The organism is Bacteroidota bacterium (assembly GCA_016706255.1).
In the GTDB taxonomy this organism is placed as follows: Bacteria; Bacteroidota; Bacteroidia; order Chitinophagales; family BACL12; genus UBA7236.
The window spans coordinates 26,814-42,436 of sequence record JADJJZ010000030.1 but is presented as its reverse complement, the minus strand read 5'-3'; the positions used below and the strand labels follow the sequence as shown (position 1 = coordinate 42,436).

Annotated in this window: 13 protein-coding genes; 4 read left to right on the top strand and 9 right to left on the bottom strand. The window is 35.0% G+C overall.

Annotated elements, in window-relative coordinates; genetic code table 11:
* Positions 1 to 8: 8 nt before the first annotated feature.
* The 3 genes from IPI65_22750 to IPI65_22740 form a co-directional block, all read right to left on the bottom strand.
* Positions 9 to 1,040, bottom strand: coding sequence for a c-type cytochrome (locus IPI65_22750; GenBank protein ID MBK7444252.1), 1,032 nt, complete (start codon positions 1,038 to 1,040; stop codon positions 9 to 11).
* A gap of 117 nt (positions 1,041 to 1,157) precedes the next feature.
* Positions 1,158 to 2,192, bottom strand: a complete 1,035-nt coding sequence (locus IPI65_22745) for a cytochrome-c peroxidase (GenBank protein MBK7444251.1) — start codon at positions 2,190 to 2,192, stop codon at positions 1,158 to 1,160.
* Complete coding sequence (locus tag IPI65_22740) at positions 2,193 to 3,005, bottom strand: hypothetical protein (GenBank protein ID MBK7444250.1); 813 nt, start codon at positions 3,003 to 3,005, stop codon at positions 2,193 to 2,195.
* A 137-nt stretch (positions 3,006 to 3,142) separates the two neighbouring features.
* Here IPI65_22740 and IPI65_22735 point away from each other — a divergent pair, with 137 nt between their 5' ends.
* From IPI65_22735 to IPI65_22725, 3 genes are all read left to right on the top strand, one after another.
* Positions 3,143 to 3,541 carry a hypothetical protein gene (locus IPI65_22735; GenBank protein MBK7444249.1) on the top strand — a complete coding sequence of 133 codons (399 nt, stop codon included), beginning with the start codon at positions 3,143 to 3,145 and terminating at the stop codon, positions 3,539 to 3,541.
* Positions 3,542 to 3,617: 76 nt separating this feature from the next.
* Positions 3,618 to 5,834 carry a TonB-dependent receptor gene (locus tag IPI65_22730; protein MBK7444248.1) on the top strand — a complete coding sequence of 739 codons (2,217 nt, stop codon included), beginning with the start codon at positions 3,618 to 3,620 and terminating at the stop codon, positions 5,832 to 5,834.
* Between the two features lie 37 nt (positions 5,835 to 5,871).
* On the top strand, positions 5,872 to 6,201 hold the full coding sequence (locus IPI65_22725) for a cation transporter (protein ID MBK7444247.1): 330 nt from the start codon (positions 5,872 to 5,874) through the stop codon (positions 6,199 to 6,201).
* Between the two features lie 34 nt (positions 6,202 to 6,235).
* Here IPI65_22725 and IPI65_22720 read toward each other — a convergent pair whose 3' ends face one another.
* The 5 genes from IPI65_22720 to IPI65_22700 are packed head-to-tail and all read right to left on the bottom strand — an operon-like array spanning position 6,236 to position 12,964.
* Positions 6,236 to 7,960, bottom strand: a complete 1,725-nt coding sequence (locus IPI65_22720; GenBank protein MBK7444246.1) for a hypothetical protein — start codon at positions 7,958 to 7,960, stop codon at positions 6,236 to 6,238.
* A complete protein-coding gene (locus IPI65_22715) occupies positions 7,950 to 10,481 on the bottom strand; it encodes a hypothetical protein (protein ID MBK7444245.1) in 2,532 nt (843 codons plus the stop codon). The genes IPI65_22720 and IPI65_22715 overlap by 11 nt, the downstream gene beginning before the upstream one ends.
* Before the next feature lie 11 nt (positions 10,482 to 10,492).
* Complete coding sequence (locus IPI65_22710; GenBank protein MBK7444244.1) at positions 10,493 to 11,218, bottom strand: hypothetical protein; 726 nt, start codon at positions 11,216 to 11,218, stop codon at positions 10,493 to 10,495.
* Positions 11,191 to 12,321, bottom strand: a complete 1,131-nt coding sequence (locus tag IPI65_22705; protein ID MBK7444243.1) for an AAA family ATPase — start codon at positions 12,319 to 12,321, stop codon at positions 11,191 to 11,193. The genes IPI65_22710 and IPI65_22705 overlap by 28 nt, the downstream gene beginning before the upstream one ends.
* Positions 12,296 to 12,964: a hypothetical protein gene (locus tag IPI65_22700; protein ID MBK7444242.1), complete on the bottom strand. Its 669-nt coding sequence runs from the start codon at positions 12,962 to 12,964 to the stop codon at positions 12,296 to 12,298. Before IPI65_22700 ends, IPI65_22705 begins: the two co-directional genes overlap by 26 nt.
* A 253-nt stretch (positions 12,965 to 13,217) precedes the next feature.
* On the opposite strand from IPI65_22700, the gene acs reads away from it, so the two are divergent.
* Positions 13,218 to 15,134, top strand: a complete 1,917-nt coding sequence (acs, locus tag IPI65_22695) for an acetate--CoA ligase (GenBank protein MBK7444241.1) — start codon at positions 13,218 to 13,220, stop codon at positions 15,132 to 15,134.
* Between the two features lie 66 nt (positions 15,135 to 15,200).
* Here the strand turns inward: acs and IPI65_22690 are convergent, their stop codons facing one another.
* The gene (locus IPI65_22690; protein MBK7444240.1) at positions 15,201 to 15,623 is read right to left on the bottom strand and encodes an RDD family protein; all 423 of its coding nucleotides are present in this window, start codon (positions 15,621 to 15,623) and stop codon (positions 15,201 to 15,203) included.

Below are 15,623 nucleotides of genomic sequence, written 5' to 3'. Positions count from 1 at the left end.
TTTATTTATTAAAACGGATTATTATAAGCAGGATTATCTTCAAATGTTTCATCCGTTAATGTTTTTAGAAAAGCAATTATTGCAGCCTTTTCATCTTCAGTTAATTGAACACCACCCTGAAATGCAAACTGCATAAAATTATCTGTAAACGGCGTATCATTTACCTGCTCAGAGTAGTAATCCAAAACCTCTTCCAAAGTCGCAAAACGCCCGTCGTGCATATATGGTGCGGTTAATGCAATGTTGCGTAATGTTGGTGTTTTAAATTTACCGTAATCAGATGTATCACCTGTTATTGCCCCATATCCGGGGTCTGGGAATTCTGTGAAATGCGAAACGAGGTCAATACCATTATTGCGATATTGGTAATCGGAAAATAAACCACCATTGTAACCGTGACAATGAAAACAATCGCCACCTTCTAAGGAATTAAATAATTCAAAACCTAATACTTCCTGGTCGGTTAAAAAACCCATTCCGGCTACAACTTTATCATATTTACTATTTCCACTGAGGGCAGATTTTACAAATTGTGATAGTGCTTTTCCAACTAAGTCGGACGTAATTGTTTTTTCTCCAAATGCCTCATAAAAAAGTTGCGGATAAAAATCGCTGCGTGATACTTTTATAACCACATTAGGTAAAATTTCATGCATTTCAAGTGGATCCTGAATTGGCATTACGGCCTGATCTTCTAAAGTTGTTGCACGTCCATCCCAAAAAAATCCATTATCGTATGGCTGATAACCCAAATTAAATATAGGCATGGCATTTCGTTTTCCCGGCAAGCCATCAATACCTATGCTAAATTGGGTGGTATCAGAAAATGCATGTTTCACACTATGGCAACTCGAGCAGGACAAGGAACTATCAGCTGATAAAATAGGGTCGTAAAATAATTTCTGACCTAATTGAACACCTTGTACGGTTAGCGGATTGTCTACAGATGCCGGTAATGGCGGAATACCCATAGGTTGCAGGGCTATATAAGGCGTAGGGTCGTAAACCCAGCCTTCGTCGCTTATTAGTTCCGGATCCACTTGGCACCGTGAAAACAAAAATGTTGTGATTGCCAGTATTATGAAAGATGTTCGCTTTATCATGTTATTTGCGCCTATAAAGTTATTTAAAATATCTAAATAAGATGATGATTTATTTTATTCACTTAATTCCGGATTACTAATAAAATTTTCATCCGTAAGTGATTTCAAAAAATTAATTAAATCTGTTTTTTCTGTTGGTGTTAAAGTAAATCCATGAATTAAAGTACTTTGATTTTCATGTCCGCTTCCACCAGCCATATAATTATTAATAACTGCTTCTAAATCAGGAACAATTCCATTATGCATATACGGTGCTGTTAACGCAATGTTGCGCAAAGAAGGCACTTTAAATTTACCTACATCCTGATGCATTAAAGTTATTCTTGCACGACCGGAGTCTGCAGTGTAATCGGAAAAATATCCATTGTTCTGATAGGTATAATTTGTAAATAAATAACCTGTATGACAGCTACTGCAATTTAATCCCGGACTAAAAAACAAATTCATTCCATTTATTTCAGAAGCATTTAACGCAGCAGTATTTCCGTGATAATAATATTGATCAAATTTTGAATTTCCACTTATAATTGTTCTTTCAAATGCAGAAAGCGCTCTGGTCACACCAAAAGGGTCAGGCGTTGTGCCGAATGCAGATAAAAAATCATCAACATAACTCTGGTCGGCGCTTAATCTTTCTACCAGCAATACCATATTAAAATCCATTTCAAAATGTGTTTCAATGGGCACGTATACCTGAGTTTCCAGACTGGGATTTCCGCCATCCATCAGCATTTCAGGCGCCCATGCAATATTGGCAAGCGAAGGTGCATTTCTGAATCCCAATCTGTTTTCAACGCCGGGTGAAATGGCAATATTATCGCTGAAAGCATATTCCTGTTTATGACAAGAACCACACGAAATGGATGAATCTACAGAAAGCGCTTTTTCATAAAATAATCGTTTACCAAGCGCAATTTTTTCATAAGTTAAAATATTATCATCAGGAATTACAGGAACAGAAAAACCGGTTGGTATCTGTAATTGATAATCAACCGGTTTTTCATTTATTAAAGGGTCTGTATCGCAAGAAAAAAATAAACTACCTGCAATTAAAAATAACAATAATCTATTTCCATAAAACGATATCATTTATTCTTCCTCACTAAACATCCCAAATAAATTATTATATAATATATCCGCAAGTGCTGTGTTATCAGTAACATGTGTTGTATTGTCGTTAGCCATATCTACCCCACTAAAAAAAGTGTCCCAGTTGGCTTTCATATGAACAATATTTTCGTTACCGGCACCAATTGAAACCGGAATTTCAACTTCCACGGTTGCTAGATAAACGTCACTGCCAAGGTGCATTTCAAATTGACCATCCGTATCAGGAACGCCATTGCCATCGGCATCAGCTTCACCATCTATACGCACAAATATGTATCCGAAACTCCATCCCCAATGCATACTTGGAAATTGAGCACCTAGCGGATTCCCAATAGGATATTTACTCGGGTCGGCATGGTTGGTTACGGAATCAATACCTACATTAAATTTAATTTTTGTGTAATCGCCAACCGGAAAATTACCGATTGCATATTCTTCAACCTCAGGTGAAACCAGCAGGTAAACATCATCCGCGGGAGTTTCCACGCCGTTTGCATCAACAAGGCTGATCTCGGAAATGTAAAATTGAACCAGGTTAAGATTGGTTTCAACGCCATTTATAGCATGTTGCGTTTCTTCAACCAGTTCATCACCTCCGATATACTGGTGAATATGCAATTCCACGGCCTGATCCTCATTTGACGGGTATTCGCAACCCTTATCTACCTCGGCTTCCGGGTCATAATTGAGTGCGGTTTCGTCCATACAGCCCTCTTTTTTGGCGCAGGAGCTCAATACAAATAAGGCAATAAGTGTGGTAAAGGAGAAGAGATTAAGCGTTCTTTTCATCATACTAAAACAATTAAAAAGTTATTAAGTTTTAAACTTATTGGTAAAGATAACCGTTATAAACCTGTAAACAATGACATTTAGCACCCTTAAAGGGTAAAAAACGGACAATTTTACATAAAAATGGTAATTTTGTATTTATGAAACGTATTGCGAAACATTTTAGTGCCCTTTTGATGCTGGCTATTGTATTTGCCACCTCAACAGGGTTTACCATGTTTTCACATTTGTGTTTTATGGATGGCAAGCAAGAAGTTTCAACTACTAAAATTGATTCCTGTTGTGCCCATGAAGAACAATTTCAAGGTGCTACTTTCAAGGGAGTATGTTGTAATGATGAATCCACTTTTTATAAGTTAGATTATACAGCATCAGTACAACGGATTAGCGCCGTTGATTTTAATATTGTTTTAATCGATTTAATTAATTTTAATACACATCCGGAAGCAGAAATTTTTGTTGCTCATGCAAATAAAAGTTTACCACCTCCAAAATCCGGACGGGAAATTCTTGCCTCTAATCAGGTTTTTCGTATTTGATTTTACATTTTATGTTTTTTTGTCGTTCACCAAGTGAAGGGCATTGTATTTTTTATAATATGTAAATCAAATTGTAATGAAATTTAAAATAATTTATTTATTTATCGTCACTATTTTATGTGTTCCGATGGTTGCTCAAAACATCAGCGGCCATATCATGACAAACGATGAAAGTGGCAATATGATTGGCCTTCCGGGTGCTAATATTGTCTGGTTAAATACTACAAACGGAACAGTAAGTGCCGAAGACGGGTCGTTTACTTTAGCAAAAACAAATGCTGCTCAAATATATTTTGTAGTGAGTTTTGTTGGTTATCAAAACGATACACTTGATGCCAGATCAAACACTAAATTTCACATTATGCTTCAACCTTCAACTGATTTAAATACTGTTGAAGTGGAGGGTTCAGCTTCAGGAAAAGTTGCAAATACAACAAATCCGATAAATACGGAAACATTAAACAAAAAGGAATTATTAAAAGCAGCCTGTTGTAATTTAAGTGAAAGTTTTGAAACAAATAATACCGTTGATGCGGAATTCAGTGATGCCATAACCGGTGCTAAAACAATTAAATTGTTGGGACTGGATGGTGTTTATTCGCAAATAATGGTAGAAAATATGCCGAATGTGCGTGGTTTGGCTTCATCTTATGGTTTAACCTATATACCCGGTCCCTGGTTGGAAAGTATCCAAATTACTAAAGGCCCGGGCTCCGTTGTGAATGGTTATGAAGGTATCACCGGTGCAATAAATGCCGAGCTTAAAAAACCATTTGACATTGATGAGGAACGTGCCTTAATTAATTTATACGCAAGTAATTCAGGCCGGTACGAAGCGAATGTTATATACAAACATTTATTTAATGAAAAATGGTCAACGGCATTATTTGCACATACCAGTCAACTCCAGACGAAACTGGACCATAATACCGATGGATTTCTAGATGCTCCATTAAATTCAACCTATGCAGTGATGAATAAATGGAACTACTTTTCAGGTAAAAAACATGAAGCGCAGTTTGGTGTTAAATATGTTTCATCTGACCTTACGGGTGGACAATTAAATTACGATAAACAAATGGAACCGGGCGTTAATAATGGTTACGGTGTTAACGTTAACATCAATCGCTTCGAAGCATTTATGAAAAACGGTTTTGTATTTACACGCCCAAATACTTCAATTGGTACTATAATTAATTTTGCAAGCCACCAGCAAAATAGTTTATTTGGATTAAATGAATATTCCGGGAACGAAATATATGCATCAGCAAATTTTATTTTCGAAACATACCTAAAAAATACAAACAATACGATTAAAACCGGATTGAGCTATTTGTATAATAATTTTGATGAAACCTTTCAGGGTATTGATTATTTGCGGGAAGAATCTGTTCCGGGTGTATTTGCAGAATATCAATATAAACCTTCCGATAAATTAAGTGTTTTGGTTGGCGCCCGTGCCGATTATCATAATTTATACGGCACATTTTTAACACCAAGAGTACATTTTAAATATAATGCGTTTAAGGCAACAACGTTTAGAGCATCAATAGGTAAAGGATATAGAACTGCAAATGTGTTTGCAGAAAATACCGCTTTGTTAACAAGTAACAGGGCGTTGCAAATCAGTTCAAATTTATTACCTGAAGAAGGTTGGAATTATGGTATTACAATTATTCAACCTTTCGAATTAAATCACAACGAGGGAACACTCACATTTGATGTTTACAGAACTGATTTTGTTAATCAGATTGTTGTTGATATAGATGCAAGCGCCGATTCCATTTATATTTATAATTTAAAAGGTGATTCCTATAGTAACGTGATTCAGGCAGAATTAAATTATACCGTATTCAAAAATTTTGATTTGCGCACTGCATATAAATTTACCGATGCAAAAGAAACTTACCATGGCGAATTGCTTGAAGTGCCATTAACATTTAAACACAGAGGATTGGTAAACTTAAGTTACAATTGGAAAAGAGCAGGTGTTTTATTTGATGCTACTGCTCAATTGTATGGTTCCAGCCGTTTACCTGATTTAAGTGAAAACCATGCGGCGCATGATATCGGGACAAGCTCGCCTGCGTATGCTTTGTATTTGGGTCAGATAACGAAACAATTTGATAAAATTGAAGTGTATATCGGGTCTGAGAATATTGGTAATTACACACAACATCATCCCATTATTGGCGCAACTGACCCTTTTGGAGCAGATTTTGATGCATCTGTGATATATGCTCCACTAATGGAAAGAAAATTTTATGGAGGAATTCGAATAATATTTAATTAAAACGCGAGATTTGTAGTATCGCATAAAACAAATGTATATGAAAATAATAATAACAATAATCAGCTTCTTTGTAATTACGGGAAGCTTGTCAGCCCAAACCGGTGGCAAACAATACGTAGAAATTAAAACATCTGCACAGTGTGGAACATGCAAAGCGGCTATTGAAAAAGCGGTAGGCAGTGTAGAAGGTGTAAAAACTGCAGATCTTGATTTAGATTCAAAAGTAGTAGCCGTAAAATATGATGGTGATAAAACAACCGCAGAAGCTATTAAAGCAGCAATAATTGCAATAGGATATGATGCTGATGAACTTCCGGCCAACCCTGAAGCATATGATGCATTACATTCTTGTTGTAAGAAAGAGTAAGCGTATAAAATTATATAAACCAAGGCTTCCTAATTTACAGGGAGCCTTTTTTATTGTGTAAAACATACCTGAGAACATCTTTATTTAAAACTTTATCAGCCGGCTTAAATTCATTTAATTTTTTTACGAGTTTCGGATCGTAATCAACATATTTTGAAACCAACCGATAAGCCTCATTATATATAAATGACTTTATTTCATTGCTGTTGTTGTAATGTGTATGTAATAAAAATAAATAATTTGAAATATTATTTTCAGTTAAATACTTATTAGAAATTGTTGAAATTTCTGCCTTCAGTTGCTCAGCCTCTGTAATATTATTCAAATACATACCGAGACAATTTCTTGCATCAGCATTATTTACCCAACCGCTTAACAACAATTTTTGAGCACCCTCAACATTGCCCATTTTATCTTTATAAATGATTGAGCTTTTAATATATTGATTACTCGCATTGTAATTTTCAACAACCTTTTCATACATTACAAATGCTTCCTTTTTCTGATTTAATTTGATGTACAAATCACCAGCTTTTTCGTATTGTTTTAACTTAATATGTATCTGAATAGCCTCATTCAGCATATTGCCGGCTTCATAACAAACTGCGGCCTGTCGTGGATTTTTATCATAGTTAAGATAAATAGCAGCGGCTTCCGCAAATAATTTGCCCTCATAAAGTGTTTGAGCTGCTTTATAATAATTTTTAAGCAATTTCATATATACAAAGGCAGCCTGTTCATATTTTTTTTGCTCAATTAGCAATTCCGCTGTTTTGACATATTGATCGTACAGTTTTTTAATTTCTAAATCTTCTAATGATACGCTCCCACCGGTGGTTCGATGATTTTGATTTAAACCCAAATTTTTCCAGATTTGTGAAACCCGATAAGTGCCTATGTTTGTTCCACGTTGTGCACCCGTACTGTTTATAGGTAAAGCGTATTTCAGTGCCTCATGCGGATCTTTTTCTAACATACGAATAAGCTTGTCAAGCTCCTTTGCACTTCGGTCATCAAGTGCTTCAAATTCATTTTTAGCATCTCCCTGCCAATTTTTATTCTTTTTATTAAATAGGCCACCAATTTGCATCCATATTTTATAGGCAGGTTTTTCGGTTGTTTTGGGTGATTCGGTATTTAACTTATCTCTTCTGAAAAGTAGTTTATAAAATTTATATTTGATTTTTTCCTTATAACTCAGTTTGTTTTCAGATAAAGATTTTTTTTCAGGGACAACTTTTTTTTCTAATGCCTCTAAAACATTTACATCGTTAGCTAACAACACCTTAAAACTATTTATGGTAGATGGTGGCTGGTAGCCAATATTTGGCATTATAGTTAACTGTTGCTCAGAATCAGGTAGTTTTATTAATTCCTGCAAATTTAAAGGTTGGTCTAATTCAAATAAGCCGAAATCAGGATGAAAAATATGACGTTTGTTTTTAAATAGTATTTCAATATCCCTGACCGATAAGTTAGGCAAAACATCGGCACTCTCGGGGATGTAAATTACATTATGAATAACCTGACAAAGAAGATGTTTACCCGCCAAATCTGCATTTAATTGGCCATTCGTTATTAGGAGACATCCCCAGATGGAATTAGCCTGTAAGCCCGGGATGGGATATACTTCCACATGACGCATATTAATTTCCATGCGCATGAACTCCTGAAACCAATAATGCACACCTTCACCCTTTATAAGCAATGCACTTATCGGATACTTGTTTTTTTGATATGGAATTAATTTAAGCTCCATTATTCAGAATTGCTGTAATATACGGTGTAATAATTTTTTTAAAAAAAGCTTCCGGCTCAATAACCTGTAAAACACTTTCCTTTGCCACACCAATTTGTGCCGGTATAATATCACTCTTTACACCAGACGATTCTAATTCATGCTTTAATTTATGCGCCAGCTCGAGCGTTGTGTTAATTTCTTTTATATTACTATTGTTGTCTATTAGTTGTTTAACTTTTATAGTGGGGATATCTAATACTTTTTTAAACACTTTAATTGCCATTAGTGGAGAAAGTATTGGTGACAGGATATTAATATCGTAAATTTCATCTTTAAAATAATAAAGGTTTCCCGCAAATTCAGATTTGGTGCTAATCGCAAGATTCGTTTTTAACCCGGGTATGAGATATATATTTTCCTTTGCGTTATTGCTTATAATAATAACCCCGGAATCATGCATTTCAATATTGAATCCATTGCCAAAACTAAATTTATTGGTATCAATTCTAATTGCGGAAACTAAATAGTCTATATTAAAATTGGTTTCCATTCTGATGTTATTCAGTTTATCTACAATCAATTCGTGTTTATTAAATACAAGATTATGGTTTGAACTGATATGAATTGATTTTATATTTTTAAAAACGTTCGATTTGTTAATATGCAATTTTTCTATCTCCGATTCCTTTTTTTTCATATCCTCAAACTGCGGGTAAACATCCTTTGTTGGGCCAAATGATATTAAATTGCCTTCATAATCAACACAATAACTATTTGTTCTATAGTGGAGATTAAACAGGTTATTGTTATGAGTAATACCTTGAATACGTAAAGAAATACTTTCAGGAATTACCAACTTAATGTTTTGTTTGGTTTCTAAATTAATTACACCTACTTCCTGTGTATTAAAATTTACACAACATAAATAATAGATGCCATTTTTTGATTTTCCAATACAAAATTCGGCAAAAGTTACAGGTATGTCTCCGTATATAAGCTCCCAACCTTTCGCTTTGGGGGTTACCGTATGGTTATATAATTTGAACAAGTATTTGGTATGGGTTATTATAAACACCTCATCATTTTCTGTAACAATTGTTCTTTTTAAATTTCTTGCATTATTCACTAATAGCGGAAGGTTGTGCAATGTTTTTTGGTCAAAGGTGTTATGTAGTGATTTTGATTTTGTTTCGAAAAGACTTTTTAACGGCAACAAAATATGTTGGATATGTTTTTTGCTGTTTTGTTGTCTTTTAAAAATATCGATATTGCCAAATTCATCTAGCGCGATCCAATAATGAATTTTGAGTTTAAAATCGGCTAGGGTGTTTTTAATTTCAGGAAATTGCTGACTTTCTTTTCCATAGATATAAAACACCTCAATTTTGCTTTTACCAGAATAGGTTGCAAAAAAGTCTTTAATGCCATTGGCAGCATGTAAAGCAGTATCCAAATGTTGAATACCGGCTATTAATTCATGAATGGTGTTAAATTGAATTTGTTTTGCAGTTTTGCCCACCACAAATGCTGTGCTTAAAATATCCGTTTTCGGATGATGTGCAATAGCCAATAAAATTGCATAAGCTATTGATTTGATGGTCCCCCAATTATGAATAGATATGTCAATTAGAAAAACCCTTTCTAATTCGTTTTTTATGGGCGGTATTTCTTTATTTAAATACAGCGATTCATTATTGGCAAGTCGCTGTAAAAAGATATCATCCTCATAAGCGAACTCAGAAATCAGCAACCGGTCTAAATCGCCTTTATTACTTAAATCAGCTACTCCGCCTAAGGGCTGAATGCTGGGAAGTGCACTATGAACGGGGATATTTAAACCACTTCGAACTGTTTTTATCATTGCTCCAATGAAAAATGTTTCGTGGTGATTAATTAGTGCTTCTTCTAAATTTTGTTGTGGTGCAACTAGCTCAGAAACATTTTCCGTTTCAATTTTAATTGTTTTAAACTCAGGAACACTACTCAAATCTTTTAAGATGGATTCAACAGAATCATATTTTTCAGCTAAAAGTGCAAAGGGCTTAAAATCCAGTTCAATTGGTGGAATATATATTGTAGTAACAGTATCATTAACTTCCACTTCATTTTTTGGGGAAATAGTAAAGTAAATTATTTGTGATGTTTTTTGAACACTTAATTTATTATGTGCATTCGTTAATAAATTATACAACAATTGAATTCTGTTTTCTCTTGTTTTATAATTATCAGGCAGCTCACTTATAATTTCTAAAACTTTTTTCGCCTTTATTAATATGTCATCATTTTTGGCATAGGGTAATGCGTTTACTATTTCGAATACTTTATTAATATCGGCTTTACCATAGTTGTTTGTTGCAATAACGGCAAGCAGTAAGGTTCCAAATGGAGGTAAACCACTTTCATTAAAAGATTGAAATAAGGTGAATATAAAATCCTTATAAGCTATTGTTGATCCATTGGGAATAGACAATACCGTTCCGTTCTCCTCCCATTGCCAGAAGTATTGTGAATGTTGTTGTAAATAGTTTAATGGATCCATTATAAATTATTTCAAACAAGCGTTTGCCGCAACGAACTTCTGGTTAACGGAATAAAAACTGATTTGTCAATCAGGGAATAATTACCCTCAACATCCCACAATACATAATTGTGGTTTAAAGTATTCAAATAAACTTCAATATGATTTTGTAGAAAAGGGTAAGTTAAATCGTAGCCCGAAGGCAAAATAAATCCTGCATTTATCCAATAGGTATTACCCGGCAATGGCAACAACGGTGTACCCATTACTAAAGCTTCCGAATCGCCAAACAAACACCATTTTAAAGGTGCTAATCTAATCGCGGGAGCTATGTTTATATATTGTACTAAATGGCTGATAGCAACTTTTTGCAACACCGCTGTTTCCTCTTTTTCTGAGGGATTTAAAGTAATTTCAATTTGCTCATTAACACCGAAATAATTGTGATTAAACTGCGGCAGGGTAATTGGCAATCCATTTTCGATAGGAGACCATAAAATTCCGGGTATCGAAATTTCAGGAAGTAAACTGTTTAATAAAAACAATTTATTGTCTTTTTCATAAAACAAGACTTTTTCGGGTATGATTTTAACCTTAACATCGTTTATTTGTTCCTCCGTAAAACCTTTTACCCAAAACATTTGGCCGTCGACTCCGGTTTTTAAATTAGCCCAGCTTCTGATATGAGCCAATTCTGCCCTACAGGATAACGGCAAACGCAAATAGTAATTTATAATGTTTTCAGCATTGTTTGCCATAATTGCTCAATTTCATTTTCAATATATTGCTTATGCTCTTTGTTTTTTATCCAGTTACATCTGTTTTGAATATAGCGCAATTTGTCTTTAATAATATTTTGCTCCTCAAATGATAATCCCTCAACCGACCATTTATCTTTTAACAGAATTACTTCTTTCATTAATTCTTCAGGGTGAGGTGCTTTATTAAAAAGCGCTTGCGGATGTGCACCGTCGGTTATACTTTTATCTATAACATTATCAACGATACCCGATAAAATTTCAATTTGCTCTTCCGTATCCCATATATATTTTAACACCCACAAATCCGATAAAATTGCTTCCTCGCGGCCACACATTACTGCACTCGCTGCTATTAGATTTTGCACTTTCACTGCTCTTCGGTCAGAAACTTTAATACCGGTATTTCTCAAATTATGTACTAAATCAACATATTGTTTTCTTATTGGAGCAATGTTTACTTTTTTGCTTAATTGCTGTAACTCAATAATTTCTGCAGGCGTAATTTCCGGCTTAATTTTAAGTTCATTGTTTTCCAGTTGCCAGCCTTTAACTAAAACCTGTTCCATTAAATCGGTATCCACATAATCGCACTCAATTCGTATCAAAAAACGATCGAGTAGCGCATTTAATGCTTCATCCTCAGGTAAAATATTACTTGCGCCAACAAACATTAAGGCAGGTAACTTTTTAGTTTCTTTCCCCCTTCTGAAAATTCGTTCATTTAACGCCATTAGCAGGCTATTTAAGATGGCGCTGTTGGCATTAAATATTTCATCTAAAAAAACCATCGACGCTTCAGGCATCATCCCCTCGGTGTTGGTTTTTAATTCACCTTCCTTTAATTTACGAATATCGAAAGGCCCAAAAATTTCGTTAGGTTCGGTAAATCTGGTTAATAAATATTCAAAATTCTGACCGTCCTTAATACATTCGGAAAGCATACGCACAATAGCACTCTTGGCAGTACCCGGAGGGCCTAGTAAAAATGCATTTTCACGGGCAATTAAACAGATACCCAATAAATCTACTATTTCATCTTTTCCAATAAAAGCATCTTTTACGTATTGTAATACGTTATTCAGATTGGTTACTTTGCTCATTTATTTTATTTGCTGTTTTTAATTCATTCCAAAATATATGTGTATGAAGGCCTAAACATCCTTTTATATGACTGTTAAAAACCGGTAATTGTGCCAGCTCCAGATTTTTAAATTGAATAATACGGTCACAATAAAGCTGATACATACATACATTATCAGAAATTGTTGTAAAATTTATTTTGCTATAATTGAGTTGATAGTTTATTCCTGAATAATGCCAGGTTGCTAAAATATTTTCCAATAACACTATTGCCTCATCTTCAACATCAATTCTTTTAAGTTGAAACAATATAGGAGGTAAAAAGCGTAAACATAAATCAACCGATAAAATACTGCCGGCCTCAATATTTCCTGCATATGGAGGAAAAAGTAAATCTAATTCATTATTGTTTTGATTCCTATCCAGTAATACTCCGGCAGCAGCGTAAATTGTTTTGGCCCCCCACAACGCAGCTTCTGCATTGAAAGCTGGCACATTCATCGGAAATCCGGTTGATTCTTCCAAATATTCTTCTTCTAAAAATGTAATTACATCTTTATAATCCGATTCCGGTATAATCTCCATTTTGCCAAATACAATTAATTCTTCCAACATACGCAGGGAGCTAATGGTTTGAAGAAAATTATTAACGGTGTTTGACATGTTTTAAAAAATGGGAATGAATTATTTAGGGATTTTTTATTTAATTAATCAAAAATAGCGCAACTACTTTAAAATGTAGTCCCTTCCACAGCAATTTTTAGTTTTTCAACGATACTTTTAATCCAAAACGTGTTTAAATTTTTGCACAATCTGCTCAACAATAACACAATACTATCATTTTTATTGGAACCCTATACTTATTTATAAAAAATCGTTTCGCTCTCCTTACATTAGCATGTCAAATACTTTTTCTATGAGTTACCCTTACCAAATCAAAACCTTTGAGCAGTATCAAATTGCACATGCCAAAAGTTTAGCCCAACCCGGTGAATTTTGGGGAGAAATTGCCAACCATTTTACCTGGAAACAACCGTGGGAAATGGCGCTGGACTGGAATTTCGTTGAGCCGCATGTGCGCTGGTTTTTGGGCGGTAAACTCAATATAACTGAAAATTGTATCGACAGGCATTTAGCCGAACGCGGCAATCAGCCTGCAATTGTGTGGGAACCCAATGATCCCGATGAGGCACATCGTGTGCTCACATACAAACAATTATATGATAAGGTTTGCCAGTTTGCGCACGTGTTACGTAATAATGGTGTGAAAAAAGGCGACAGAATTTGTATTTATATGGGTATGACACCGGAATTGTCAATTGCCGTTTTGGCTTGTGCACGCATTGGTGCTATTCACTCGGTTATTTTTGGCGGATTCAGTGCACAAAGTATTGCTGACCGTTTAACAGATGCGCATGCTGAATTTATAATTACCAGCGATGGCGCCTACAGAGGCGGAAAAGATATTCCTTTAAAATCAATAATTGATGATGCTTTAATTGCATGCCCTTTTGTTAAAAAAGTGATTGTAAGCACAAGAACCCGTACTCCGGTAAGTATGATTAAAGGCCGCGATGTTTGGTGGGAAGATGAAATTAAAAAGATTGAAACTTTAGGATTACACGATTTTGAACCTGAGGTAATGGATAGTGAAGATCCTTTATTTATTTTATATACTAGCGGTTCAACAGGCAAGCCAAAAGGTGTCGTTCATGCCTGTGCCGGATATATGGTATTTACCAATTACACGTTTGTAAATGTTTTTCAATATCAACCGGGAGAAGTACATTTTTGCACTGCTGATATTGGCTGGATAACAGGTCATAGTTATATAGTTTATGGTCCTTTAAGTGCAGGTGCAACATCGTTATTATTTGAAGGCATTCCTACCTGGCCCGATGCCGGACGGTTTTGGGAAATTGTAGACAAGCATAAAGTAAATATTTTATATACCGCACCAACCGCAATTCGCAGTTTAATGAGTTTTGGCACTGCTCCGTTTGAGGGAAAAAATTTATCATCGCTGCGCATTTTAGGAACAGTTGGCGAACCAATTAATGAAGAAGCATGGCATTGGTATGATACACATGTTGGCAAAAATAAATGTCCTATTGTTGATACCTGGTGGCAAACAGAAACTGGTGGTGTGTTAATTTCAAACCTCGCAGGTGTAACGCCATCTAAACCTTCATTTGCAACATTACCCATGCCGGGCGTTGATCCGGTTTTGGTTGATGAAAAAGGCAATATTATTACCGAAAATAATGTAAGCGGTAATTTATGTTTACGCTCACCATGGCCATCCATCATCAGAACTACTTATGGTGATCATGAACGTTGTCGTACGAATTATTTTGCTACTTACCACAATATGTATTTTACCGGCGACGGGGCTTACCGCGACGACAATGGATTTTATCGGATTACAGGAAGGGTTGATGATGTATTAAACGTAAGTGGTCACAGAATTGGAACTGCAGAAGTGGAAAATGCTATAAATATGCACGCAGGCGTTATTGAAAGTGCTGTGGTTGGTTTTCCGCATGATGTAAAAGGCCAGGGAATATATGCCTATGTGGTTTATAATGGCAGTTCAGCAGATGATGCACATCTCACCAAACAAGACATTTTACAAACGGTTACAAGAGTAATTGGCGCAATAGCAAAACCGGATAAAATTCAATTTGTTTCAGGGTTACCTAAAACAAGAAGTGGAAAAATAATGCGACGTATCTTAAGAAAAATTGCAGAAGGAGAAGTAGAAAATATTGGTGATACAACTACATTATTAGACCCGGCAATTGTAAATGAAATTGTAAACGGTAGAGTTTAATAGAAATAGGTTGCTGACAAAATAAATTAAACTCAAATAAATAATAATATTTTTTTGGGGAGAGATTTATTTATCCTTTAACACGATAGTACCCGAAAATATGTCGTGTAATGCCCGCCGTTCGCGGTTTCCGGTAATAGAGAAAAATGAAATCCAGCCAAGCGCGACTTTAATTGCAAAACGTAAAACACCCTGGAAAAAATTTATTTTTTGATTGGGATTATTAAATCTGCGCACTTTAATTCCCATAAAATTATTTCCGAATGTGCTGCCTAACGACTGGCAAATTGGTTCGTAAAGAAAAAACAAAAAAATGAAAATTACAGCACGGAACCAATCAGGTGTTGCAGTAATCTGATTAATAATTGCGGCAACAATAAACATCATGGTAAATACAAATAAAAAATCTATAAACGTTGACTGGTAACGCGTAATTAAAGAAGGATAAATTTCAACTTCAGGTGTTTTTTGAATTTCAGGAGTGTCCAT